General features: G+C 62.4%; 19 protein-coding genes and 1 tRNA gene. 12 read left to right on the top strand and 8 right to left on the bottom strand.

The window, feature by feature from the left end; all coding sequences use genetic code 11:
* Nucleotides 1–55 precede the first annotated feature (55 nt).
* Entirely contained in the window at nt 56–1,420 is a 1,365-nt protein-coding gene (locus tag P3T25_RS27340) for a tyrosine-type recombinase/integrase (protein WP_429359774.1), read from the bottom strand.
* 89 nt (nt 1,421–1,509) lie between these two features.
* Between P3T25_RS27340 and P3T25_RS27335 the strand changes: the two genes are divergently transcribed.
* Nucleotides 1,510–1,646, top strand: a tRNA-OTHER gene (locus P3T25_RS27335).
* A 132-nt stretch (nt 1,647–1,778) separates the two neighbouring features.
* Here the strand turns inward: P3T25_RS27335 and P3T25_RS27330 are convergent.
* Entirely contained in the window at nt 1,779–2,723 is a 945-nt protein-coding gene (locus tag P3T25_RS27330; RefSeq protein WP_429359772.1) for an AraC family transcriptional regulator, read from the bottom strand.
* Nucleotides 2,724–2,909: 186 nt separating this feature from the next.
* On the opposite strand from P3T25_RS27330, the gene P3T25_RS27325 reads away from it, so the two are divergent.
* Together P3T25_RS27325 and P3T25_RS27320 are read left to right on the top strand one after the other, a co-directional pair.
* The gene (locus P3T25_RS27325; protein ID WP_093644821.1) at nt 2,910–3,371 is read left to right on the top strand and encodes a (2Fe-2S)-binding protein; all 462 of its coding nucleotides are present in this window, start codon (nt 2,910–2,912) and stop codon (nt 3,369–3,371) included.
* Between the two features lie 2 nt (nt 3,372–3,373).
* Complete coding sequence (locus tag P3T25_RS27320; RefSeq protein ID WP_429359769.1) at nt 3,374–5,584, top strand: molybdopterin cofactor-binding domain-containing protein; 2,211 nt, start codon at nt 3,374–3,376, stop codon at nt 5,582–5,584.
* A 98-nt stretch (nt 5,585–5,682) separates the two neighbouring features.
* Here P3T25_RS27320 and P3T25_RS27315 read toward each other — a convergent pair whose 3' ends face one another.
* On the bottom strand, nt 5,683–7,362 hold the full coding sequence (locus tag P3T25_RS27315; protein ID WP_429359866.1) for a methyl-accepting chemotaxis protein: 1,680 nt from the start codon (nt 7,360–7,362) through the stop codon (nt 5,683–5,685).
* 515 nt (nt 7,363–7,877) lie between these two features.
* On the opposite strand from P3T25_RS27315, the gene P3T25_RS27310 reads away from it, so the two are divergent.
* From P3T25_RS27310 to P3T25_RS27280, 7 genes are all read left to right on the top strand, one after another.
* Nucleotides 7,878–8,450 carry a TetR/AcrR family transcriptional regulator gene (locus P3T25_RS27310; RefSeq protein ID WP_429359767.1) on the top strand — a complete coding sequence of 191 codons (573 nt, stop codon included), beginning with the start codon at nt 7,878–7,880 and terminating at the stop codon, nt 8,448–8,450.
* Between the two features lie 56 nt (nt 8,451–8,506).
* A complete protein-coding gene (locus P3T25_RS27305; RefSeq protein WP_429359765.1) occupies nt 8,507–9,382 on the top strand; it encodes an SDR family NAD(P)-dependent oxidoreductase in 876 nt (291 codons plus the stop codon).
* 134 nt (nt 9,383–9,516) lie between these two features.
* Nucleotides 9,517–10,218 (top strand): NAD(P)H-binding protein, encoded by a 702-nt coding sequence (locus P3T25_RS27300; RefSeq protein WP_266261481.1) that lies wholly within the window; start codon nt 9,517–9,519, stop codon nt 10,216–10,218.
* A gap of 207 nt (nt 10,219–10,425) precedes the next feature.
* Nucleotides 10,426–11,937 carry a sensor domain-containing diguanylate cyclase gene (locus P3T25_RS27295; protein ID WP_429359762.1) on the top strand — a complete coding sequence of 504 codons (1,512 nt, stop codon included), beginning with the start codon at nt 10,426–10,428 and terminating at the stop codon, nt 11,935–11,937.
* A gap of 180 nt (nt 11,938–12,117) precedes the next feature.
* Nucleotides 12,118–12,732: a DUF2239 family protein gene (locus P3T25_RS27290; RefSeq protein ID WP_429359760.1), complete on the top strand. Its 615-nt coding sequence runs from the start codon at nt 12,118–12,120 to the stop codon at nt 12,730–12,732.
* Between the two features lie 430 nt (nt 12,733–13,162).
* Nucleotides 13,163–14,728, top strand: a complete 1,566-nt coding sequence (locus tag P3T25_RS27285; protein WP_429359758.1) for a methyl-accepting chemotaxis protein — start codon at nt 13,163–13,165, stop codon at nt 14,726–14,728.
* Between the two features lie 127 nt (nt 14,729–14,855).
* Nucleotides 14,856–16,163, top strand: coding sequence for a solute carrier family 23 protein (locus P3T25_RS27280; RefSeq protein ID WP_154558844.1), 1,308 nt, complete (start codon nt 14,856–14,858; stop codon nt 16,161–16,163).
* 91 nt (nt 16,164–16,254) lie between these two features.
* On the opposite strand, the gene P3T25_RS27275 is transcribed toward P3T25_RS27280, so the two are convergent.
* Nucleotides 16,255–17,910, bottom strand: a complete 1,656-nt coding sequence (locus P3T25_RS27275; RefSeq protein WP_171925098.1) for a Na+/H+ antiporter — start codon at nt 17,908–17,910, stop codon at nt 16,255–16,257.
* A 383-nt stretch (nt 17,911–18,293) separates the two neighbouring features.
* Between P3T25_RS27275 and P3T25_RS27270 the strand changes: the two genes are divergently transcribed.
* Together P3T25_RS27270 and P3T25_RS27265 are read left to right on the top strand one after the other, a co-directional pair.
* The gene (locus P3T25_RS27270; protein ID WP_154558842.1) at nt 18,294–19,562 is read left to right on the top strand and encodes a sensor domain-containing phosphodiesterase; all 1,269 of its coding nucleotides are present in this window, start codon (nt 18,294–18,296) and stop codon (nt 19,560–19,562) included.
* A gap of 111 nt (nt 19,563–19,673) precedes the next feature.
* Entirely contained in the window at nt 19,674–20,375 is a 702-nt protein-coding gene (locus P3T25_RS27265; RefSeq protein ID WP_154558841.1) for a copper homeostasis protein CutC, read from the top strand.
* A gap of 121 nt (nt 20,376–20,496) precedes the next feature.
* Here P3T25_RS27265 and P3T25_RS27260 read toward each other — a convergent pair whose 3' ends face one another.
* The 4 genes from P3T25_RS27260 to P3T25_RS27245 form a co-directional block, all read right to left on the bottom strand.
* Entirely contained in the window at nt 20,497–24,084 is a 3,588-nt protein-coding gene (locus P3T25_RS27260; protein ID WP_429359755.1) for an indolepyruvate ferredoxin oxidoreductase family protein, read from the bottom strand.
* 228 nt (nt 24,085–24,312) lie between these two features.
* Nucleotides 24,313–25,284, bottom strand: a complete 972-nt coding sequence (locus P3T25_RS27255; protein WP_154558839.1) for an ion channel — start codon at nt 25,282–25,284, stop codon at nt 24,313–24,315.
* Nucleotides 25,285–25,551: 267 nt separating this feature from the next.
* On the bottom strand, nt 25,552–25,797 hold the full coding sequence (locus tag P3T25_RS27250; protein WP_074285658.1) for a hypothetical protein: 246 nt from the start codon (nt 25,795–25,797) through the stop codon (nt 25,552–25,554).
* Between the two features lie 61 nt (nt 25,798–25,858).
* Nucleotides 25,859–26,089, bottom strand: coding sequence for a hypothetical protein (locus P3T25_RS27245; protein ID WP_154558838.1), 231 nt, complete (start codon nt 26,087–26,089; stop codon nt 25,859–25,861).
* Between the last annotated feature and the right edge of the window lie 121 nt (nt 26,090–26,210).

The following is a 26,210-nucleotide window of genomic DNA, read 5'->3' as shown; positions in this document are numbered from 1 at the left end:
TAGTCTTCCCTGTCACGGCCGGCCGCTGGCAAACAGGCGAACGGTCCCCATGGCATCACTTCCGCGGCGCAAACTTTATCTGCGCTTGCTCGAGCATCCAAGCTTCGATCTTGTCATGCCACATCCGCAACAGATCGAGGGGGCGCCGTCGATAATGCTTCTCGGCGATTGCCGACGGCTTATGCCCTTGGATTTGAGCGACGACGCCGACAGGAACCTCGACCCACTCGGACAGCGTACCGAATGATCGACGCAGACCGTGGAGCGAGATATGCGGCAAACCTGTCGGCGCCAACGCGCGATTATGTGCATGACGCGGCTCAGCAATCTTCCCATCCGCCGCGGTCTTGCTGGCGAACACCCACTCGGACGGCTCCCACTGCTCGCCCCTTCGCGCAAGACGTGCGATCTGGCGTTTATTGGGAGGGATTTCGTTCAGTCGCTGAAGGTTCAACAATAGGCTCGCTAAGTACGGAGTGAGCGGAATAGTCCGACCGCCGGTACCTTCGACTTTGTCGTTCATCGTCAGGCTCCGCCACCGGAAGTCCACGTCTCCCCAGCGCAATGCGGCTAGCTCCTCCCGGCGCGCTCCGGTGATCAGAAGGCCTTGTAGGTATGCGCTAATGACTGGATTCGCGATGCATCGTACCGCGCTAAACCAAACAGACAGCTGCTCGCGTTGCAGACAGTCATCCTTCGCGGCGCTACGAGGCAGAATGCCCTTGACCTTAGGCGAAGCATAAGCGTCCTGGGGGATGATGTTCGCGTACGTCTCATGAGTGTCGCACCACCGAATGAACGCCTTGAAAAGCCCAAAGGCATGGCCGGCGTTCGTCGGTCCCCGGGGTATTTCGGCCTCGAGCCACTCGGACATGGATGTTGCCGTGATCTCGGTCAACCTGCGCGGCAAGAGCGGAGCCAATGGTCCACGCACTTTTTCTTTGCCGCCGCGTTTCGCAATACCTCCGCCAGGCGACGAGAGGTTGACATGGTCAAGGATGTATCTCTCCGACCGCGGCTTTTTGGTTTTGGGGGAGATCTTTGTTCGCAGATGCTCCAAGTAATGCTCCCACGCCTCGCCGACAGTTACGTCCTGGCGACGCTTCGCTGCCTGCCGAGCCTCATGCGCGGCCTTCTGCGCTGCCTCTTGCTCGCGCGGATCAACGCCGCCATCAATAAGCGTCTGGAGACTGCGCGCTCGCTCCTGAGCCCGGTCGATCGTCCAGCTCCTCGGATCACCGATCGTAACCCGCACGGTCGAACCATGGATCTTGCCTTGGAAAATGTAAGCCTTGGCTCCGCTAGGTGTGGCTCGCAAGCCGAGCCCGGGAGTCTTGCTGTCCCAAAGAAACGACTGCGACTTACCCTGTTCGCAGCGATGCGCCTCTACCCGAGTCGCAGTGAAGTTTACCTTCGCCACGTAACCTCCTTGTTCTTAAGCCGGCAATCTCATGTAACCGCCATGTAACCGGATTATGCGGCAATGAAGGTATGTGGGTCAACGTCGATGGGAAGGTAAGCAAGATGATAATCGTTTTAATACAATAGCTTATGAGATTTTATCAACGCGGATCTATTTCAAGAAACGTCGACTTGTTCGTATTCGCAATGCGAAGGTCGGGAGTTCGATCCTCCTCCTCCCACCAAGATCACATCCAAAGTTGTCCGAGATTGTCCGGAAACCCCGCAGCCGAAAGGCTCGCGGGGTTTTCTGTTTCTAACGAAGTCCAATCGCCTCCATCGCCTTCAAAGGGAGATGTCGCGCATGCGACTTGCCCCTACTCCCGAAACTCCACCCCATCCAAACGCCTCAACTGCGCGATGTCGCGAAGCGGCGGCGCGCCGAAGTGCCGGCTATATTCGCGACTGAACTGCGAAGGGCTGTCATACCCGACCCGGATCGCGACCGACCCGACATCTCCGCTATGCCGGAGCAGTAATCTGCGCGCCTCGTGCAGCCGCAGTTGCTTCTGATACTGCAGCGGAGTCAGTGTCGTGACGTTCTTGAAGTGATGATGGAGCGACGACACGCTCATGTTCACCGCCTGTGCCAGCGTCTCCATCCGCAAAAGCTCGGTGTAGTGATTCTGGATCCACTCGATTGCCCGCGCGATCCGGTACGTCTGACTCCCGTTCACCGCGACCTGCCGCAGCCGTTTCCCTTGCTCGCTCGTCATCAGCCGGTAGAGCAATTCCTTTTCGATGAGCGGTGCGAGTACCGGAATGTCACCCGGAGTATCGAGCAATCGTACAAGTCGCAGCGCAGCATCGAAAACCGGTGCCGACAGCGTGGCCACAGCGATGCCTTCGCCTGACGACGCGGCATCCGGTTCAGGCAGACGCAGTTGCGTCGCCAGTTCGACGATCCGCTGCGGATCGAGCGTGAACTTCACACACAGATAAGGCGCGTCGGGCGACGCCCGCGTCACCTGCGACATCACTGGCAGATCGACGGATGTCACGAGGCAATGCAGATGATCGTAGACGTACGCCTGCCCCGCGACCATGACCCGCTTGGCGCCCTGCGCCGCGAACACGAATGCGGAGTTCGTCACGCCGCAACCGAGATCCACGGGCTGCGAGTAGCGATAGAACGTGAGCGAGGGGATCGCCGTCTGATGGGTGCCGTCCGTCGGCGCGAAGCGGCTGATGAGCGCGGCGAGTTCGCGGCGCGCGGTTTCGCGTGCCGCTGAAGGATCGGGCCGGGAGGAATGCTGTTTCATGCGCATGGAACTCCGTGGACGGAATCGAGCATACCCAACCGCTGCCGGGCAAGTGCGGCTGGCCTGCTGGATTTGCAGCATTGTTCAATAAATTTGCAGGATTGTGTAAGCGCAACAGCCGGCAGTCGGTACACACTGCCGCGTACACCCGGCGCCAAGTCCGGGCTTTCCCCACGGAGAGGTTCCATGTCCACATCGTTTGTCCTCAACGGCAAGAACGTTACGCTCGATGCCGATCCCACCACGCCGCTCCTCTGGGCGATCCGCGAGGACGCGGGCCTGCACGGCACGAAGTTCGGCTGCGGCATGGCGCAATGCGGCGCATGCACGGTTCATCTGGAAGGCGAGGCCACCCGCTCGTGCGTGCTGCCGCTTGCGGCTATCGCGGGCAAGCGCATCACGACTATCGAAGGCATTGAAAGCCGGCCCGCAAAAGCCATTCAGGCCGCATGGGTCAAGCTTCAGGTGCCGCAGTGCGGGTACTGTCAGTCCGGACAGATCATGTCCGCGACAGCCTTGCTCGAACATAACGCCACGCCCACTGACGCCGACATCGACGCCGCGATGAACGGCAACATCTGCCGCTGTGCGACCTATACCCGCATTCGCGCGGCCATCCACGAAGCCGCTGCCACCCTGAAGGCCTGACCATGACGACCGATCTCGATCTCACGGATGCGGTACGCCCGTCGCGCCGAACCTTCCTGAAAGCAGCCGGCGCCTTCGCGGCAGTCGGTCTCACCATCGGCTTCGAATGGGCGGGCACGGGCCGCCGCGCGCTCGCCGCGACAATGCCCGAGGCGACGTTCGCGCCCAATGCGTTCCTGCGCGTCGCGCCCGACAACAGCGTCACGGTCATCGCGAAGCATGTCGAGATGGGCCAGGGCGCGTACACCGGCATCGCGACGATCGTCGCGGAAGAGCTGGATGCGAACTGGCAGGACGTGCGTGTCGAAAGCGCGCCCGCCGATGCGAAGCGCTATGCGAATCTCGCGTTCGGTACGATCCAGGGCACGGGCGGCAGTTCGGCGATGGCCAACTCGTGGATGCAATTGCGCGAAGCTGGCGCGAAAGCGCGCGCGATGCTGGTCTCCGCCGCCGCCGCACAGTGGCAGGCGCCCGCGTCCGAGCTGACGACGCGCGACGGCAGTGTTCATCACGCGGCCACGAACCGGACCGCGACCTACGGATCGCTTGCGTCGGCCGCGGCCCGCTTGCCGGTGCCGGATACGGTCACGCTCAAGTCGCCGAAGGATTTTCGTTTGATTGGCCACCAACTGCCGCGCGTCGACGTGCCGCCGAAAACCAACGGCACCGCGCAGTTCACGCTCGACGTGACGTTCCCAGGCATGCTGGTCGCACTGCTGCAGCGTCCGCCGCTCTTCGGCGCGACGGTCAAGTCGTTCGATGCGTCGGCCGCGAAAGCGGTGCCCGGCGTCGTCTCGGTCGTGCAGGTGCCGGGCGGCGTCGCGGTGGTCGCGAAGGGGTTCTGGGCGGCGAAGCAGGGCCGCGATGCGTTGAAGGTCGAATGGGACGATTCAAAGGCCGAAAAGCGCAGCTCGGACGCGATCATGGCTGAATACCGGCAGCTCGCCGGGCAGCCCGGCATGTCCGCCCGAAAAGACGGTGATGCGACGAAGGCGCTCGCAGGCGCGGTGAAGAAAATCTCCGCCAGCTATGCGTTCCCGTATCTCGCTCACGCGCCGATGGAACCGCTCGACGCGGTTGTCAAACTCACCGCTGACAGTTGCGAAATCTGGGCCGGCGACCAGTTTCAGACCATCGACCAGGCCAACGCCGCACATACGGCGGGGCTCGATCCGCAGCAGGTAAAGATCCACACGCTGTATGCGGGTGGAAGCTTCGGCAGACGCGCGAACACCCAGTCGGACTATATCGTCGAGGCCGTGTCGATCGCGAAGGCGCTGGGCGCGAACGGCACGGCGGTCAAGCTGCAGTGGACCCGCGAGGACGACATCCACGGCGGCCTCTACCGGCCGATGTACTTCCACAAGCTCGACGCGGGCCTGAGCGCGGACGGCAAGCTCGTCGGCTGGCGGCATCGCATCGTCGGTCAGTCGATTCTTGCCGGCACGCCGTTCGCCAGCGTGATGGTCAAGAACGGGATCGACGGGACGTCCGTCGAGGGGGCCGCTAACGTGGCCTACGCGATTCCGAACATCTCGGTTGAACTGACGACCACGCAGACCGGCGTGCCCGTGTTGTGGTGGCGGGTGGTCGGCAGCTCGCATACGGCATTCGCGGTCGAGGCGTTCATCGACGAGGCCGCGCACGCCGCGAGAAAGGACCCGTTCGTCTTCCGCCGCGATCTGCTTGCGCATGAACCGCGCATGCGGGGCGTGCTCGAACTCGCTGCGCAGAAAGCGGGCTGGGACCCGGCTAAACCGTTGCCGAAAGGCCGCGGGCGCGGCATCGCGGTAGCCGAGGCGTTCAAGACGTTCGTCGCGCAAGTCGCGGAAGTCTCCGTCGACAAGGACGGTAACGTGAAAGTGGAGCGCGTCGTCTGTGCAGTGGATTGCGGCACGCCGATCAATCCCGACGTCATCGCCGCACAGATGGAAGGCGGCATCGGCTTCGGTCTCGGCGCGGCGTTGCACAGCGCGATCACGCTGAAGGACGGCAAGGTCGAGCAGAACAACTTCGACGGCTACCAGGTGCTGCGGTTCGCGGAGATGCCCAAGGTCGAGGTGCATATCGTTCAGTCGGGCGAAGCGCCGACGGGTGTCGGCGAGCCGGGTGTCGCACCGGTCGGGCCGGCGGTGGCGAACGCGATCTTCGCGGCCACCGGCAGGCGGATTCACTCGCTGCCGTTCCCTGCCGCTTCGGAAAAGACTGCCTGACGGGCTGACCTAAGACGACGCGCAGCGTCGTGATTAACTGCGCTCCCGCGTGCTTGTCATGCGGGAGCGTGGCGCTTTCCTGAATCAGAACGATCCGATCAGAACTTATCCCACCCGTCATCTACAGCCGCAGTAGCAAGTGCATTAACCGGCGCAACGGCCGTAGCCCGTGCAACGCGTTTCGGAGCAACCGCAACAGCAGCCGCCACCTCGCGCCGCGGCGCCTCCCGCCGAGCAGGAGCAGGAGCCGCGGCTACCGCAGCCGCCGCATCCTTCACCTGAAAAAACGCCACGGCGTCAGTCAACTGTTCCCCCTGGTCTTCCATCGACCGCGAAGCCGCTGCAGCCTCTTCCACCAAAGCCGCATTCTGCTGCGTGACGTTGTCCATCTGCGTAATCGCAAGATTGACCTGCTCGATCCCACGGCTTTGTTCGGTCGAGGCCGCTGCGATCTCCGACATGATGTCCGTGACTCGTGCGACTGCCTGAGTCACTTCAGTCATCGTCTTGCCCGCCTCGCCGGCAAGCGCGGACCCGTCGCGGATCTTGTCCACGGAGGTGGCGATCAGGTCCTTGATCTCCTTGGCAGCACTCGACGAACGTTGAGCCAGGCTTCTGACTTCGCTCGCCACTACCGCGAAACCCCGCCCCTGTTCGCCCGCACGCGCGGCTTCGACCGCCGCGTTCAGCGCGAGGATGTTCGTCTGGAACGCTATGCCTTCGATGATGCCCGTGATGTCCGCGATCTTCGTCGAGCTGTCGCTGATGTCGTGCATCGTGTTCACCACCTGCCCGACGACCTCGCTACCCTTTTGTGCCACCGACGATGCATTCGCAGCCAGCATGCTGCCTTGCTGCGCGTTGTCCGCGTTCTGCTTAACCGTGGAGGTGAGTTCTTCCATGCTGGAAGCGGTTTCCTGCAACGAAGCAGCCTGCTGCTCGGTACGCTGGCTCAGGTCCATATTGCCCGCCGCGATCTGACGTGCCGCGCCGGCGATGCTGGTGCTGCTGTCGCGCACTCGTCCGACGGTCACCGTTAGCCGTTCATTCATCTCGCGCAGGGCGGTCAGCAGTTTGCTGGTTTCGTCGCTGCCCTCGACCGTGATGCGCGTGCGCAGATCGCCTTCCGACACCGTACGCGCGACGTCGATCGCAAAACGCAGCGGCCCCGTCACTGCACGCGTGATCACCACGCATGCGCCGACGGCGAGCCCCAGCGCGATAAGGCAGATCGCGATCAGCAGATTGCGCTGGTTTTCGTAATGCGCCGTGTACTCGTTGACCAGTTGTTCCTGGCGTGAGCGCGTGTAGTCAGCGTACGCGTTGGTCGCGCGAATCAGCGCGGCGAGCAGCGGCCGGCAATGCTCGTCCATCTCGACGATCGCTTCGTCCCGCTTGTTGGTGAGCGCGAGATTGACGATGTTGAGGGCAACCGGACCATAAGCCGCTTCGACCCGATTGATCTCGGCGACGAGACTGCGTGCTTTCTCCGACGTATCGGTCGCGCTAGCGATCATGTCGTTGAGCTTTTTCAGGTCGGTTTGCACGTCTTCGTGAGCGCGCGTCACGTCGGCTTTCTCTACTTCGAGATCCTCGGGTTTGCTCACGAGCACAAGGTTGCGTGCCGCGATCGCTCGGCGGTCCACGGCGGTTCGAACCTGCACCGCCATATCGGCGCGTGCGTTGATGCCGTGGACGAAGTTGGAAAACCCCTCGGTCGAATCGCTCAGCGCCTTCAGGGAAAGGCCGGAAACCGCGACGACAATGAGAGACAGCATGCCGAAGCCGGCAATGAGTTTGGTCTTGATGGTGAGGTTCTTGAGTGTCACGATTTTTTTCTCCAATAACGAAACGTTGAAGTGTTCGCAATGGACTCTCAGGTCCGGGCATGGGAGCGTCTATCTGACTGCCGACCATCGTGGCAGCCCCGCGCGGTTTACCCCTCGTGCCTTCCCTAAGACGCATCCCACGAGTGCGTCGAACGTCCGGCAATAAATCGGTATCCCATTTACTGGTTATCGGATCGGATTCTTACAGACTTAAGAAATCTCGGGTATTTCTCTACTAAGCTTGCGTACGATGCGCGAAGAACGCATCATTTTCTGTTGATTTGAATATCTTTAGGCGCATGATGAAAACTTTAATCTTACATATTCATTTCATTTTCCGGCGTGTGTCCGAGCCAATGACCTGCTGGCCAGCATCAGGCAATAGAAAATGGCTTGAACAAGTGATCACCTGCGGATATGATTGAGCAATCACTCATTAATTGTTTGTAGTCGAAGCGAACCGTATGGCCCGTCCGAAAAGCGAAGACAAACGCAACGCCATCCTTGGCGCTGCAACTGAGGTGATTGCCGAGCAGGGTTTGGCCGCGCCCACCGCGCGCATCGCAAAAGTCGCGGGCGTGGCTGAAGGAACGCTGTTCACGTACTTCGACAACAAGGACGAGCTGCTGAACCAGCTCTACCTGGACATCAAGGCGGAGCTGCGCGAAGTGATGATGACGACCTATCCGACGCAAGCCAGCGTGTGCGTGCGCGTCCAGCACGTGTGGAACAGGTTTGTCGACTGGGGCGTGGCGCAACCGCAAAAACGCCGGGCAATGGCACAACTGTCCGTGTCGGAGCGTCTGACCGACTGCACGCGTGCAACTGGCATGGAGTCCTTCGCAGACATCAACGCAATGATTCAGGCAAGCGTGGCGAGCGGCGCGTTGCGTGATCATCCGCCGGCTTTCCTGTCGGCAATCATGGCGGCGTTGGCCGAAACCACCATGGATTTCATCGCTCGCGAACCGGCCAATACCGACCGTTATCGCAAGGCCGGTTTTGAGGCGTTCTGGCACGCGATTGCCCAGAACTAAATTTTTTGTCTTATTAATGAGCGCGTACGTGCTCAATTAAATGTAAGGAGCGCATTATGTCGAAGGTCTGGTTGGTTACGGGAAGTGCCCGCGGGCTTGGGCGCGACATTGTCGAAGCGGCGTTGCGTGCCGGTGAGCGGGTGGTTGCTACGGCACGCGATCCGCGTCAGTTGGCCGATCTGCTGACGCGCTACGGCGAGCAGGTTCGCGCGGTTGCGCTGGATGTCACGGATCCGGCCGCGGCGCGCGAGGCGGTGCAGGCCGCAGTCGATGCTTTCGGCCGGCTCGATGTGGTCGTCAACAACGCGGGCTTCGGTCATCTGGCGCCGTTCGAGCAAACTACCGAAGACGATTTTCGTGCGCAGATCGACACCAACTTCTATGGTGTGGTTAACGTCACGCGTGCGGCGCTTCCGGTGCTGCGGAAGCAGCGATCCGGCCACGTGATCCAGATTTCGTCGGTGGGTGGCCGTGTCGGGATCGCGGGTTTGAGCGCGTATCAGGCCGCGAAGTGGGCGGTCGGCGGATTCACTGAGGTGATCAGCCAGGAACTCGCGCCGTTCGGCGTCCACGTCACTGCGCTCGAACCAGGCGGCATGAAAACGGAGTGGGGTACGGGGGCGATGGGTGAGGCGCCGGAATTGCTGCCGGACTATGTGCCGTCGGTCGGCGCCGTCACGGATATGCTGTCCCAGTACGTCGGCCAGGAAACCGGCGATCCCGCAAAGGTTGCGCAAGTGGTGTTGAAGCTCGCGTATCACGATTCGTTGCCGGCGCATCTCTTGCTGGGCAGTGACGCGTTGCATTTCGCCGGCGAAGCTGACAAGGCGCGCGCTGCAGCCGCCGAAGCATGGCGAGCAGTCAGCGCGGCCATCGATTTCTCCGCGCCAACACCGCTGCCGGCCTTTCCGGGTGCATCGGCGAAAGCCTGAGCGCGCATGCGGCGGACGGGCGACGCTCAGATCGCCCGCCACGCTCAGGACAAAGCGGTCACCGCCCGCTTGTGGGACATATCCGAAGGTTTGACCAATGCGCGCTGGCCGGGCGCGATCATGGAGCACACATCATGAAGGTTCTGATATTCGGCGCGACCGGCATGGTCGGGCAGGGCGTATTGCGCGAATGCCTGCGCGCGCCTGATGTCGAGGTAGTCCAGACGGTTGGCCGCACCCGCACCGGCCAGCTCGATCCGCGTCTGAACGAGCTGATTCAGCCGGACCTGATGGACTACCGGGCGGTGGAAGAGTCGCTGAAGGGTTTCGATGCGTGCTTTTTCTGTCTGGGCGTCTCGTCGGCAGGCATGCAGGAGGCCGAGTATGCGCGCCTTACCTACGACCTGACGTTGGCCGCTGCGCAGACGCTTGCCCGTCTGAATCCGCAGATGACTTTCGTCTACGTGTCAGGTGCGGGCACCGACAGCACTGAACACGGCCGGACCATGTGGGCGCGGGTCAAGGGCAGGACGGAGAATGCGCTGCTACGGCTGCCGTTCAAGGCCGTCTACCTGTTCCGCCCCGGCGTGATCGAGCCGCTGAACGGCGCTGTTTCGAAAACTCGCTCGTACCGGTTGTTCTATACGGTGGCGAGGCCGCTTCTGTCGACGCTGCGCGCGCTGTTTCCCAACCACATTCTGAGCACCGAAGACATCGGCCTGGCGATGTTGGAGGTCGCGCGCCATGGCGCCGCCAAAGCGGTGCTCGAGGTTGCCGATCTCCGTGCGCTCAGCCGCGCCGCATCCGAGCCGGCGCTCGATCTGCACGCGGGCTGAGCGCCCGGCTGGGGTGACGTCCGCGCGCCGCCCCGTGGCCCGCGGCGTGCCGTAGTCGAAAAATTTCGTTTAGTCCGCCAAAAACCTGTCTTTTCCCTCATTCGACGCGCCTCAGCGTCTGGTAGGCTACCGTTTCACGGGCGCGCCTTCCGGACGCGGCCAACTCCTCCACGCGTGTAGGTCAGCGCATGCTCGAATGAAACGCTCATGGTGACGCGCCGACCGAACATCGTGATTGCCATCAGTATCGTGCTGGCCAGCGCGATCCTCGCGATCGCGGTGTGGGTATTGGCGCAGATGCGCGATGACGCGTTGCGGCGCGCGCAGGATTCGGTCTTCAACGTTTCGCTGCTGGTCGAACGCGACGTGTCGCGCAATCTCGAGATCTACGATCTGTCGCTGCGGGCCGTCATTGAAGGCTTGAAACAACCCGGCGTGCTGGACTTGCCGCCGGCGATCCGCCAGATGGTGCTGTTCGACGGCTCAGCCAGCGCAAAAGACCTGGGTTCGATTCTCGTACTCGACACGGCCGGCAACATCGTCTTCGATTCGCAATCCACGCCTCCGCGCGCGTTCAATCTCGCCGAGCGTGAATACTTCCGCGTTCAGCGCGACTCTCCCAATGTCGGCCTGTATGTCAGCCATCCGTTCATACCCAAGGTACACGGTAAGGACGTGAGCATTGCGCTGAGCCGGCGCATCTCGCGGCCGGACGGCAGCTTCGGCGGCGTGGTGGTCGGCACGATGCGGCTCACTTACTTCAGACACCTGTTCGCCGGCATGAATCTCGGCGCGGGCGGGTCGATGGCGCTGATGCTGAACGACGGCACGATGCTGATGCGGCGCCCCTACGATCCGAAAATTATCGGCCGGAGCCTGACCGGCACCGCGAACTACTCACGCTTCCTTCTGCAGCCGAGCGGGGACTTCTTCGGCACGGCGGCGATCGACGGTGTCGAGCGCTGGTACGCGTTCCGCCATATCGATATGTATCCGCTGATTCTCGACGTGGCACTCTCCACGCGCGATATCTATGTGGAGTGGCGGCGTCGCGCGTGGATCATCGGTACGCTGATCGCGGCGCTCGACGTGGTGATCATTGCGCTCGCTCTCCTGTTCTCGCAGCAACTGCGGCAGCGCCGCGCGGCCGAAGAAGAGTTGCGCGTGCTCGCGCGTACCGACGGGCTGACCGGCCTGAACAATCGCCGCACGTTCGAGGAACATGCGGAAGAGGAGTGGCGCCGCGCGCAACGTAACGAATGGCCGTTGTCGATGCTGCTGATCGACGTCGATACATTCAAGGGCTTCAACGATCTATACGGCCACTCGGCCGGCGACGATGCGCTCGTCGCCGTCGCGCGCTGCATCGCGCAGAACGTGCGGCGCCCGGGCGATACCGCTGCGCGCTATGGTGGCGAAGAATTCGCTGTGCTCTTGCCGGATACCGACGAAACCGGGGCGACGGCCATCGCCGAGAAAATTCGCGCCGCGGTTCAGGCGCTCGAACTTCGCCACGTCGCGAGCTCGCACCATGTGCTGACCATCAGCATCGGCATTGCCTGCACCGGCCGCCAGGTATTCGCGACGAGCCGCGCACTCGTCAACGCCGCGGACGAGGCGCTCTACGAGGCCAAGGACGCCGGCCGCAACCGCGTGCTTTGCTACCCGGTGGCGGCGCGGGCGGATCGGCGGAGTGCCGTGGCGTCGCCGGCGCAATGAGGCAAGACGATTTCACAGGCGTGCCGGTTAGTGGGCCGCGCCGAGTTCGAGCAGCGGGCCAGCGCTGATTGGCGCAGAACCTATCGCGTGCGCTGCTCTGAATAATTTCACCCGGGTAATATGTTGCGCTTAATTTATACCCGGGTATAATTCGACAAATTCATCTTTCTGGAGTTTGTCATGAGCCCCCACCCTGTAACCTGCACCGCCTTCGAGGGGCACCGCCGCATCGCCTCGGGCTCCTTGTCCGAAGTGGCGCTCGCCATACGCGAAGTGCTGGCGCGCGGTGAACAGGCGCCCGTGCTGGTTTTCGACGACGTCACGAGTCGCCCGGTCGAGTTTGATTTGCGCGGTACGCCAGAAGAGATTCTGGCGCGGCTGGCAAGCGGGGCGCCCGGCGAACAACCCGCACCAACCGCTGACGCCGGGGAAGACGACACCCCGCGCAGCCGCGGCCGGCCCAAGCTCGGTGTGGTGGCGAGAGAGGTGACGTTACTGCCGCGTCATTGGGATTGGCTCAATGGGCAATCGGGTGGCGCTTCGGTCGCGCTGCGCAAACTGGTCGACGCGGCGCGGCTTGCGGGCGAGGACAAGGACCGCAAACGCGCAGCGCAAGAAGCGGTGTATCGCTTCATGACCGCGATCGCCGGCAATCTGCCTGATTACGAAGATGCGACGCGCGCGCTCTATGCCGACGATCGGACGCGCTTTGACGGGATCGTCGCGGCATGGCCGGAGGATGTGCGCGATCACACGCTGCGGCTTGCTCAAGGTGCGCTCGTTACGCATCCATAAATTCAACCGCGTATCGAACGCACCGGACGCACTGGCGAGTGCGCCGACCAACGAAACATAGGGACAAAAAAAAAGCCGCTCACGCCGGGGAGCGTGAGCGGAAAGTCGGAGAGTTACATCAACATCACGTGCGCTCATGGGGGTGAACGCAACAGACAAAGTCTAAAAGCTCGGCTCATCCCCATATATCAGACAAATCCCAATCATTGCGCCGACATGCAAAGCGCGTCGACGTAGCGATCCGGACCCGCGCGCCAGGCATTCCTTACATCATCCTGTCCCGGTTATGCCCACCATTTATCGCATCAAGTCTCTGTTACGCACGCCGTAAAAGAGGTGGGAGCGTCGCCACGTATCTGAAAAATGGCGAAATGTTTTGCCATGGCGCAGCGACGCGAGCGTCCCCTTAGGACTTATGAAGGATGGTGAGATGAAGTGGTTCGATCGCATGACCGTATTCAGGAAGCTGCTGTTGGCGTTTGCCGTTGTGATCGGGTTCTGCGTCGTGATCGGCGGGACTTCGCTAAAGACGTTGTCGTCGATGCATGCCATTACCGACGCCATCTGCGACCAGCACATGAACGGCCTCTACTGGATGGAAGAGGCGAACCGTCACAAGATCGATTCCGATCTTGCCGCCGCGAATCTCGGCTACGCCGCCGACGATGCCGGCCGTCAAAAGTTGAAGGACAGCATCGTCGCGTCGCTCAAGGAGATGCACGGCGCCTACGATCTGTATCGCGCGACCATCGCTACAGCCAAGGGTCAGGAGATGTTCGACGAGGTGCTGCGCAAGTCGGCAGTGTGGGAGGGCATCGTGCATCAGCAGATCGGTCTCGAACCGATTCCGGCCGGCGTCGACAACAACGAACTCGTGCGCCGCGCGATTGCGTCGAGCGAGGCGCTGCGCGATCGCATCACGGCGCTGATCGACTATCGCCGTCAGCAAGCCAACGAAGCGCAGCACGAGGCGGGAGCCAACTATCAGCACATGCGGATTGTGATGCTCGCGCTGGTGCTGGGCGCGATCGCGGTGGGCACCTTGCTCGCAACGGTGATTGCACGACGCCTTGCGCGTCAGCTCGGCGGCGAACCCGATTACGCGATGCACATCGCCAACCGCATCGCCGATGGCGACCTGAGCGTGCGCGTCGACACCCGTGCGGGCGATACCCACAGCATGTTGTTTGCGCTGAGCAATATGCGTGAGCGGCTGGCGGGCATTGTCTCGGGCATCAGCGAGTCGAGCGAATCGATCCTGATGGCCTCGGGCGAGATCGCGCAGGGCAACACTGATCTGTCGCAACGCACGGAAGAGCAGGCTGCCGCATTGCAGGAAACCGCGTCGAGCATGGAGGAATTGACGTCGACGGTGACGATGAATGCCGAGAACGCGCAGCAGGCGGGTGGTGTCGCGCATGGCGCGTCGGAAGTGGCGGCGCGCGGCAGCGGCCTGGTCGGCGATGTGGTCGAAACGATGCGCCAGTTGGCGGCCGGCTCGAAGCGCATGACGGACATCATAGCGGTGATCGAAGGGATCGCGTTCCAGACCAACATTCTCGCGCTGAACGCCGCTGTAGAAGCGGCGCGAGCCGGTGAGCAGGGCCGCGGCTTCGCGGTGGTGGCAGGCGAAGTGCGTTCACTCGCGCAGCGCAGCGCGGTGTCCGCCAAGGAGATCAAGGAACTGATCGAGAGCTCGACGGCGCGTGTGGGCAGCGGTGCCGAACTGGCCGAGCGGGCCGGTCAGACGATGGCGGAAGTCACGCATGCGGTGAAGCGTGTGACCGACATCATGGGTGAGATTTCGTCGGCGTCGCAGGAGCAGAGCACCGGCATCGAGGAAGTGAACCGCGCGGTCGCGCAGATGGACGACGTGACCCAGCAAAACGCGGCGCTGGTCGAGCAGGCGGCGGCCGCGGCGGCGTCGATGGCGGATCAGGCCAGGCAGTTGCAAGCGGCGGTGACGGTGTTCTCGCTGGACGCGCGGCGCGCGTAGCGCTCATTGCGCGCTTTTTGCCGCCCTTGCCAGGCCTGGTGCCTCTCCGTACACTCGCGCGTAATTCCCAGATGGCGCGGTTTCGCGGCGCCGTCCACTACAACGCCGACAGAGGAGAACCCCCGCCATGGCCGATTCCTATTTCCCACGCTGGCGCGCCCAGCCGAACGCTGCCGAGGGTCGCATTGTCGGCACCGACGAGCGTCTCGCGTGGCCGCAGATGTTTGCAATGGGTATTCAGCACGTTGTCGCGATGTTCGGGTCCACCGTGCTTGCGCCGTTGCTGATGGGCTTCGATCCGAACCTGTGCATCTTCATGTCGGGGATCGGCACGTTGTTGTTCTTCGTCCTTGTGGGTGGGCGCGTACCGAGCTATCTCGGTTCGAGTTTCTCATTCATCGGCCTGGTGATCGCGGTGACGGGGTATGGCGGCCACGGTCCGAACATGAACATTCCGGTGGCGTTGGGCGGGATCATCGCGTGCGGGGTGGTGTACGCGATCATTGGCCTGATCGTGTCGGCGGTCGGCACCCGATGGATTGAAACGCTGATGCCGCCGGTGGTGACGGGCGCGATTGTCTGCGTGATCGGCTTGAATCTCGCGCCGATCGCGGTGCATGGCGTGAGCGGGAGCAACTTCGACTCGTGGATGGCGCTGGTGACGGTGCTGTGCGTCGGCGCGGTCGCGGTGTTTGCGCGCGGCATGCTGCAGCGTTTGCTGATTCTGGTCGGTTTGCTGATGGCGTACGTGATTTACGCGATCGTCACGAATGGTCTCGGCATGGGCAAGCCGATCGACTTTGCGATTGTGGCGAACGCTGCATGGTTCGGTATGCCGCAGTTCACCGCGCCGGTTTTCAACATGCAGGCGATGACCTTGCTTGCGCCGATTGCGGTGATTCTTGTTGCTGAGAATCTTGGGCACATCAAGGCGGTGAGCGCGATGACCGGTCAGAACCTCGACGGTTATGTCGGCCGTGCATTTATCGGCGACGGACTCGCGACGATTCTGTCTGGCTTTGCCGGCGGCACGGGGGTGACGACGTATGCCGAGAACATCGGCGTGATGGCCGTGACCAAAATCTATTCGACGCTGGTGTTTGTGATTGCCGCGGTGATTGCGCTGGTCTTGGGCTTTTCGCCGAAGTTCGGTGCGGTGATTCAGACCATTCCGGGGCCGGTGCTGGGGGGCGTGTCGATTGTTGTGTTCGGCCTGATCGCGGTAACTGGCGCGCGCATCTGGGTCGTGAATAAAGTCGATTTCTCCGACAACCGGAATCTGATCGTGGCGGCGGTAACGCTCGTGCTTGGCGCTGGGGATTTTTCGTTGAAGCTCGGTGGGTTCGGGCTCGGCGGGATCGGTACCGCGACCTTCGGCGCGATCATTTTGTACGCGCTTCTGAGAAGGAAGCCGGCGCAGGGACCGGTGGCCTGATTGACCTGGGCGACGGCCTTTTCTCTTGTGATTGAGAGATCAAGCGATCAAGAGAAAGGCCATCGCCGCGTCGTAACGCTGACTGCTACCTCTATCGCTTCCGCACGGTCAGCGCCGTCTCCGATAGATCCACCTCGCGCATGAGCTTGTTCAAAGTCTCGTCATTGATTTCCTGACTATTGCGCAGCGCAAGCAGCACCTTCCGCTCGGCTCGCATCGCCGCCAACTTCATCCGGAATTCCAGCGCATCGGCACGGCGCGCCAGTTCACGCGGCTCCTGTTCTTCTTCCAATGTGGCGAGCCGTCGTCGATAAATGTCCATGACTCGCGCGGTGACATCCGCCGCGTATGCCGATGCCGACTCATCCAGATCCGCGCAGTCTCTTTCGTGCACTTCGTCAACTGCGCGAATCGCGGCTTGCGCCGCCATCGTGCGCGCCATCGCCTCCTCCGCCGCATGCGGATCCTTACCCCGCCGCCAGCCGCTCAACAACAGCGGCAACGCCACGACGGCCACCAGCAGCGACAGCAGAATCACGCCCGAGGCAATGAAAATCGCCAGGTCCCGCCCCGGCAACGGCGTACCACCCGGCAAGACCTCGGGCAACGACAACACGCCCGCCAGCGTCACCGCGCCACGCACGCCGGCCACCGTCGTCACGGTTACCGTGCGCAACCCCGGCACGGCACTCGCCATGCCGTGCTTCGCCGCGCCGCGGCTCGCGAACCAGCGCAGCAACCACACCCACACGAAGCGCAGTGCGTAGAGCGCCGCCGCCACCGCGGCGATGTAGCCGATCAAGCGCCACACCTCCACATCGCTGGTCTCGTGCGCGTCGAGCAGCGCGCGGCCGAGAATGTGCGGAAACTGCAGCCCCAACAGAATGAACACCATGCCGTTGAAGACGAATTCGATCATCGTCCACGTGCTGTTCCCGCGCACGCGCGACGACACCGGCCCGGCGTTCGCGATGTTCGCGTAGTTCATCATCATGCCGGCCGAGACCGCGGAAAGAATGCCCGAGAACTCGAAGCGCTCGGCGATCAGATACGCGGCGAACGGAATCAGCAGCGTCATCACCACACCGGGTGCCGGATCGCCTTCTTCGTTAAGACTCAGAAAATGTGCGGACACAAAGCTGAACAGCCAGCTCACCGCCGCGCCCGTCGCGAGACCGCCCACCGCGATGATCACGAAGCTGATCGACGCGTCGCGCAGCGAAAACACTCCCGTCAGCGCCGCGGCAATCGCGAACTTCAGCGCGACAAGGCCCGACGCGTCGTTCATCAACGCCTCACCTTCGAGGATATGCATCAACCGCCCAGGAATCTTGCCCTTGCCGGCGATACCGGTCAGCGCCACCGCATCGGTCGGCGACAGCACCGCGGCAAGCGCGAACGCGACCGGTAGCGAGATCGACGGCACCAGCGCATGGATGAAGTAGCCGACTGCCAGCACCGTCATGAAAACCAGGCCGAGCGCGAGCATCAGGATGGAGCGGCGCGCCATGAACAATTCGCGCTTCGGGATTCGCCATCCATCCGCGAACAGCAGCGGCGGAATGAACAGCATCATGAAAATTTCCGGATCGAAGGTGACGTGCAGCCCGAGCCTCGGCCATGCGAGCAAGGCGCCGATCGCGATCTGGACCAGCGGCAGCGGCAAGGCGACCCGCAGCATCCGCGTCACGATGCCGGATGCTGCGACGGCGAGCAAAAGAATCAGTACGGTAAAGACAATATCCATCGGTCTATTTCTGGAGATATAGCGGTGCTTCCTCTGCGATCGTCGACGATGCCGCCGCGTATCGATCGCGAGGCGTGCGTGAGGCACAAGGCCGAAGTTTAGCCCGACGCTGCAGCACACCATTGTTAACCCGACAAGGTCCCGCGAGCCCGGTCGGCAAGCGTCCAGGTAAGGTAATGCACCTTAACGGTGCGCGCTGCGCCCCCGCGCGGCGCATCGGCTCGTTCATCGGTGCAATCTTTCATGCAAATTTCATTCGAATGTGCGCCAGCGTGCGCATGGAGCTTGCTTAAGGAATATCGATGACGCACATTTTGAGAAACGGTGCCGAGGTTGTTCGCTTCCGCGTTCGGACCGGCCCGGCTCTCGCGTGAGAGGATTGCATGACGATTGCGCAACAGGAAAGGACGGCCAGCGCGCCGCATGGCTTCGATGTCGAGGTGACGTCGGGGCTCGAACGTTTTTCGGTGCAGCACGGCGAGCTGACGTTGACCAGCGTGTTTCAACCCATTTTCAGCCTGTCGCATATGCGGGCAGTGGGCTACGAGGGGCTGCTGCGCGCGCACGATGCGCTCGACCGGCCTGTGTCGCCGCTTGACGTATTCGGCGAGGCGGCGCGTCTGGGCGACGTGCTGCAAGTCGACCGGCTCGCCCAGACCCTGCATCTGGAGAACTTCAAGGTACTTGGCGCCGAGCGCGAATGGCTGTTCCTGAACGTCCATCCCGGCGCGCTCACCGACCCGTATCTCGCCGCCGCCTTGCTGGCCAACCTCAAGCGACTCGATCTGTCGCCCCGGCGGATCGTGCTTGAGGTGCTCGAACAACGCGCCGAAGATCTCGAACGTCTCGCCGACGCCGTGCGCCAATTCCGCGAGCGTGGTTTCCTGATTGCGCTCGACGATTTCGGCGCGGGCCATTCCAACGTCGAACGGATCTGGCAGTTGAATCCCGACATCGTGAAGCTCGACCGCATCATGCTGTCGCACGCCGCGCATCGTGCGGATATGGCGACGATCCTGCCGGGGCTGGTGGCGCTGCTGCACGAAGCGGGCAAGCTCGTGCTGATCGAAGGTGTAGAAACGGAACACGAAGCGCAGATGGCGCTCGCCTGCGATGCGGACTTCGTACAGGGGTTTTTCTTCGGCCGGCCGAATCCAGGGGCGGCCGACGCGGCGCACGCCACGACTTGCATCAGCGAAGTCACCGACCGCTATCGTGACCAGGCCGAAGCGCGTGAGCGCCGCAATGCGAGCCGGCTTACACCGTACCTGCGGGCGTTCGAACGCGCTGCGGAACGGCTCGCCGCCGGTGAACCGCTCGAGGAAGTGTGCTGGAATTTCCTCGCGCTCGACCATGCCGCGCGCTGTTTCCTGCTCGATGCGAAGGGCAAGCAGGCGGGCCGCAACGTCGTGTTGCGCGCCGATCGCGCGGCGCATGAGACGCGCTTTTTGCCGCTTGCCGACGCGCAAGGGGCGAACTGGCTGCGTCGTCCGTATTTCCGTGCGGCGATCAACGCGCCGGAACGCGTGCATGTGACGCGTCCGTATCTGTCGATCAACGAGGCGCTGCCGTGTGTGACGCTGTCGGTGGCGACGCGCGTGGGTGATCAGACGTGCGTGCTGTGCGGCGATATCGATTGGGTCGAAGAATAACGGTTCGGATGCTTCGCTCCGGAGGGTGAGCGGCGTCCCACATGGCCCAGATTGGCGGGGCGCGCGGCGGTTCTGAGATCATGTCGTTTTTAACGACCCACAGCCGCGCTTATGTCAGTCCTACTCGAAGTTATCGCCACGACCGTTGCCGACGCCCGGCTTGCCGTGCAGGCCGGTGCGAACCGTCTCGAACTTGTCACCGCGATGGGCGAGGGTGGTTTGACGCCGAGCCTTGGGTTGATCGAGGCGGTGGTTGCCGCGAGCGCCGTACCCGTCAACGTGATCGTGCGACCGCATAGCCGCTCGTTCGTGTACGACACTGACGACTACGCCGTGATGCTGCGCGACGTGCGTGCAGTCAAGGCGGCGGGCGCGAACGGCGTGGTGATCGGCATGCTGACGGCGGATGGCGAGATCGACCGCGAAGGCCTCGCACGTGCGATCGATGCGGCGGATGGCTTGGCTATCACCTTCCATCGTGCGTTCGACGAAACGCGTGATCTGCAGAAAGCGCTCGACGTGCTGCTCGGTTTCGACGCCGTGACGAATGTGCTGACCTCGGGCGGCAAACCTTCCGTGCTGCAGGCAGAGTCGATCGTGAGTGAGCTGGTACGGCAAGCGGCCGGCTCACATTGCACGGTGCTGGCGGGCGCCGGTTTGACCATCGATGCAGTGGGCGGCTTCGTGAGCGCGACGCAAGTTCAAGCGGTTCACTTCGGTTCGGGTGTGCGCGTTGGCGGCAACGGTCTTGCGCCCGTCGATGCGGCGAAAGTCGCGCAGGTGAGGGCGCTACTGGACACAAAGCGTGGCTGATTCGTCAGGAAGATAATCAGCGCTATTGGGCACAACGCGGTGCAAATCCACCAGGCAAAAAAACGCCGCTTCGAGGTTCAACCCGAAGCGGCATTTTTCATCTACGCACTGAGCGAAAGAATTACTTCGCGACGACCACCGGAATCCCGCGCAACTGCCCGGCGCCCTTCATCTCTTCCAGCGACTTCTTCACCGATGCGCTGGTCGCTGCTTCGATCTGCAAACGCGCCGCGAGATCGCGTTCGCCGCGCTTCACGCCCGCCAGATTCGCCAGCTTCACGTGACCATAACCGCGTACACGCGCATGCAGATCGGCCAGCTTCGCGACGTCTTCCAGATTGTTGGCGTTGAGCTTCGCGAACGCGCGTTGCAACGTGATTTCGTAATCGCCGGCGAGTTCGCGCTCCATCTTGCGTTCCAGCGTGCGGCCGAACGGATCGAGCATCGTGCCACGCAAGCCGCTAAATTTCGCCATTACGCCTAGCACCGGCCACATCCATTGACCGAAGGTCTTCTTGGTCGGATTCACCCCCGGTTGAGGACGCGTGAGCGTCGGCGGCGCGAGGTTGAACTTGATGCCGAAGTCCTTGCCCGCGACACCTTCGAATTGCGCTTCCAGTGCTTCGCGGAAGGCCGCATCCGTATGCAGGCGCGCCACTTCGTATTCGTCTTTCACGGCGAGCAGACGATAGAACGTCGTCGCCACGGCACGCGTGATGCGCTCGCTCTTTGCATCGACCGTAGTTTCGGCACGGCGTGCCGCATCGACCAGCGCGCGATAACGCTTCACATAACTCGCGCCACCGTACGTTTGGAGACGACCCTCGCGATGCGCGATCAGTTCGTCGAGCGTATCGACGCGCACCGTCTGCTTCGCCAGATGCCGGGCTTGCCACAGCGATTCGAGCGCAGCGGGATCTTCCGCGGCAACACGTCCGATCGAAAACGCCAGTTGATTCATCTGCACCGCGACGTTGTTCAATTCGATCGCGCGCATCATCGCGGCGAATGACACCGGCACGAGGCCAAGTTGCCAGGCATAACCGAGCATCAGAATGTTCGCGCCGATGGTGTCGCCGAGAAAACGCGTGGCGAGCGCCTGGGCGTCGCACGTCGACATGCGATCGTCGCCGGCCGCGTGGCGCATCTTGTCGATCAACGCGTCGGCATGCAGCGTCGCGTCCGGGTTCTGCACAAAGGTCGCGTTCGGAATCGCATGCGTGTTGACGACGATGCGCGTGCGGCCGTGACGAACCGTTTGCAAGGCATCGGCGCTCGCGCCCACCACCATATCGCAGGCGAGCAGCACGTCGGCCTGTTGCGTGTCGATACGCACCTGATTGAGCCACTCGTCGCGCGCCGCGAAGCGCACGAACGACAGCACCGAGCCGCCCTTTTGCGCGAAGCCCATGAAGTCGAGCACCGACGCGCTCTTGCCTTCCAGATGCGCGGCCATGCTGATCAACGCACCGACCGTCACGACACCCGTGCCGCCAACACCGGTCACCAGAATGTCGTAAGGCGCGGCATCGAGATGCGTCGCGGGAATCGGCAAGGCGTCGACGCGTTCAGCGAGCGCGGCCGGATCGAACGCGGCGCCCGCGGCTTTCTTCAGCTTGCCACCTTCCACCGTGACGAAGCTCGGGCAGAATCCGTTCACGCAGGAATAGTCTTTATTGCACGACGATTGATCGATGCGGCGCTTACGCCCCAACGCTGTCTCAAGCGGCTCGACCGACAAGCAATTCGATTGCACGCCGCAATCGCCGCAGCCTTCGCAAACTTCCTCGTTGATGAAGAGACGCTTGTCCGGATCGGGAAACTCACCTTTTTTCCTGCGACGCCGTTTTTCAGCCGCACAGGTCTGGTCATAGATCAGCACGGTCACGCCGTCGATATCGCGCAACGCGCGCTGCACCGTGTCCATTTCGCTGCGATGGTGGAACGTCGTGCCTTTTGGGAAGAGGTCATGATGGCCGTCGTATTTCTCCGGCTCGTCGCTGACCACGACGAAACGCGACACGCCTTCGGCTTCCACCTGACGCGCGATCTGCGGCACCGAGATGCTGCCATCGACCGGCTGGCCGCCCGTCATCGCGACGGCATCGTTATAGAGGATCTTGTAGGTGATGGTGGTGTTCGCGGCCACCGCCTGGCGGATCGCGAGAATGCCGGAGTGAAAGTAGGTGCCGTCGCCGAGATTCTGGAATACGTGGCGCGTTTTCGTGAACATCGAATGCGAGGCCCAATCGACCCCTTCGCCGCCCATCTGAATCAAACCGGTAGTGTCGCGCTCCATCCACGACGCCATGAAGTGACAGCCGATCCCCGCATGCGCGATCGAACCTTCAGGCACTTTGGTCGACGTGTTGTGCGGGCAGCCCGAGCAGAAATACGGCGTACGTTTCACGCTATCCGCCGCATTCGAAAGGATTTGCGGCGCCACCAGATCGACCACGCGCTCGCGACGATCGAGCGCCGGCTTGTGCTTCGCGAGCCAGTTCGCGAACACCGGCAGAATGCGCGACGGCCGCAATTCACCTAGCGACGACAGCAGCAGCGTGCCGTCTTCGGCGTTCTTGCCGATCACGATCGGCCGCGTGCCTTGCGTGCGGTTGTACAGATAGTCTTTGATCTGCTGCTCGATGACCGGGCCTTTCTCCTCGATCACCAGCACTTCGGACAAACCGGACACGAACGCGTCGATGCGCGTCACTTCCAGCGGGAACGACAAGCCGACCTTGTAGATCCGCACGCCGGCCGCTTCCAGATCGGCGACCGTCAGATCGAGCCGACGCAGCGTTTCCATCAAGTCCAGATGTGCCTTTCCGCACGTGACGATACCCACATTCGCATGCGGACTTGGCGCGATCCATTTGTCGATGCTGTTGGTGCGCGCGAAATGACGGACCGCGTCGAGCTTCGCGTGCATCCGCGCTTCGATCGTGAGACTCGGCAGATCGGGCCAACGGTTATGCAAGCCGCCGCTGGGCGCTTCGAAATCCTGCGGAACCGTCCATTCGGTTTGCAACGCATCGAGGTCCACCGTCGAACCGGATTCGACCGTTTCCGAGATCGCCTTGTAGCCGACCCACGCACCCGAGAAACGCGACAGCGCCCAGCCGTACAGGCCGAACTCGAGCATGTCGGCAATGTTCGACGGATTCACCACCGGCATATGCCATGCCATCAACGCGAAGTCGCTCTGATGCGGCATCGACGACGATACGCAGCCGTGATCATCGCCCGCCACCACCAGCACGCCGCCGTGCGGCGACGAGCCGTACGCGTTGCCGTGCTTCAGCGCATCGCCCGCGCGATCCACGCCGGGGCCTTTGCCGTACCACATCGCGAACACGCCTTCGACGGTGCGTTCCGGGTCCGATTCCACCCGCTGCGTACCGAGCACCGCGGTGCCGCCCAGTTCTTCGTTGATCGCCGGCAAAAAGCGAATATCACTCGCCGTGAGCAGTTTCTTCGCTTTCCACAACTGCTGGTCGACCATGCCGAGCGGCGAGCCACGATAGCCGCTGATGAAGCCGGCGGTGTTCATGCCATGCGCGCGGTCTGCGGCGCGCTGCATCAGCGCAAGTCGCACCAGCGCCTGCGTGCCGGTCAAGAAGATCCGGCCGCGCGTGGCGGTGAGGTTATCGGACAGCTTGTAGTCGGCGAGAGCGGGCGTGCCGTCGATGGGCAGGCGAGCGGTCATGGGTGAGTCTCCAATGTTTTGCATCCGCGTGCCGTGGGGTGGGGGCCACAAAAGGCGACGCGGCGAAAGAGACTCTATTTTTTAGCGCCAATTGGAGTGAATTTTTTCTACTTGGCGAGGCGTTCAACGAAACAGCGCGACGGGGCGCGCGTTTTAATGAAGTTTTGAGATGGATCTGCTGCGCGATGGACGGGTTCGGGTATGCCCTGGTGCGTTTCAGTCCTGTTTTTACGGCGCGGGCGCCTTCGCCATAGGCGCGGAGACAGGTGCTGAATCGAGCGGCACGACCTCGTCGAAATGCGAGTAATCGATGTGACTCACGCCGCCCTCGTCACGCATGATGTCGGCGAAACGGTGTTGCCAGCGGATCTGCTCACAACGCCACATATGGCGCGCCTGCATGGTCTGCGAGGTCGATTCGTCGACCCCTTCGAGCGTGAGCCACAGCGACGCATCATGGCCCTTGAGCGTTTCGGCGGTCTCGCCAAATAGCGGACTGCTTTCGTCGATGACGTGCATCATGACCCAGCCCAGTTTGAACACGGGATGCTGGTCGCGCACCAACGTCAAGTCGTAGAGCTTGCGCAGCGTATAACCTTCGGTGGAGGTTTCCAGTCGCATGAGGCGGAGTTTCGCCCGCGCTTCGGCGATCACGTTTTGACGCGCGTTGGCGGCACGCACCATCAGCGTCATGCGGCCCTCGTACGGCCATACGACCGCGTAGCGGGCGAACATGATCTTGGCGTGCGGACGTGAGAAGCGCGCGAAGATCAGCCCGGTCGCCAACGCGATGCTGGACATGCCGACAAAGATCTCCAGTGTTGCGATCCAGTGGGCGTAAACCGTTTGCGGGTGCATGTCGCCGTAGCCGACCGTCGCGAGCGTTTCGACGCTGAAGAAAAACGCGCCGCTGAAGCCTGCCGGAAACTGATTGGCGATCGGTGCGTTGCCGAGCATGTAGAGCGCGGCAAACACGGTGTTGAGCAGCAGGAACAAGACCCCGAGCGAGACGAAAAACGTCGGCCAGCGGACCATGAGTGCGCGGTGATAGAGATCCTGCCAGAGCGGCGTCGGCATGCCGTGCGCGATAACGACGCGATCATCCAGGCGCAATTCCCGGCTGCCGCGCGTACGAGGTTTCTGCGCACGCGTTTCGTCGTCGCCGATGCTGGAAAGATGGTCTGGTGATTCGGTCGCCATCGCGTGCCCGTGGAGAGGAAGAACGCGTAAAGCGTAGCACGCCGGTTAGCGCGCGGAGGGGGATTGTCGGCGCGCTCAAGGGACGTTGGAGAGCGTGCCTCAACGGCAGGTTGCACAGACGTCGAGGTAGCACATCGACGGCGTGTTGCACGGGCGCCGAGGCGGCGCTTCCAACACCCGCCTGCGGTACTTTGGGCGAGCGTGCGGGAGATGCGGCGATTCCGCTCGCTTGACGCACACGCCTCTACCAATGCGCCCGCTGAAGGTCTACGGAAACGCCCTCGGTTTTGGAATGCCGGCGCCGTGTTCGATGTCGTCGACGCCTTGCTGGTGCGCTGCTGCGATAGCTTCGGCTTCATCCGCGTAGCCGTTGTCGCCGCCGACGGTGGTCCACGGCTTGACGGCTTTCTCGCGATGCCGGATTTCGTATTCCGCGTCCCAGCGTGCGCCGTTGAGTTCGAGAGGGCGGACGTGAATCGAGTACACGCCGTAGAGGAAGAGCTGTTCAGCCATGATCGCCTCCAGCCGGTTGATTTAGAAGCGGCGCTGTGCGATGGACGCAGCGCCGGGTTGCCTAGAGTTCGATTTCCCCGAGGATGCGGTGCGCGAGCGCCTTGGCTTCCTCGAGGGCTTCCTCGGGCGTGGACGAAGTGGCTTCGACTTCGTAGACCGTGGTCTCCTGGTCGGTGCTTGCTTCGCCCTCGTCGCGGGAAAGCGTAACGATGCCCTGCCACGTGTCGCTTTGCACTTCTCTTATCGAGGCGGTGGCCGTGTAGATACCTTTGGTGTAGGTGATGTCATCCATGGCGACGCTCCTTCTTCCAAAGGGTTGGGTTTTTTCATCCTAGCACGATGACCGGGGTTCGGTTTTTCGGCTACGCGGCGCGTATTGTTGGCAACCGATGTCGACAACAATACGCGCCGCA

Origin of the sequence: Paraburkholderia sp. GAS32 (assembly GCF_050434225.1) — a bacterium.
Lineage (GTDB): Bacteria > Pseudomonadota > Gammaproteobacteria > Burkholderiales > Burkholderiaceae > Paraburkholderia > Paraburkholderia madseniana.
Note: the sequence above shows the minus strand (reverse complement) of the source record. Positions and strands in the feature narration are given on the sequence as shown.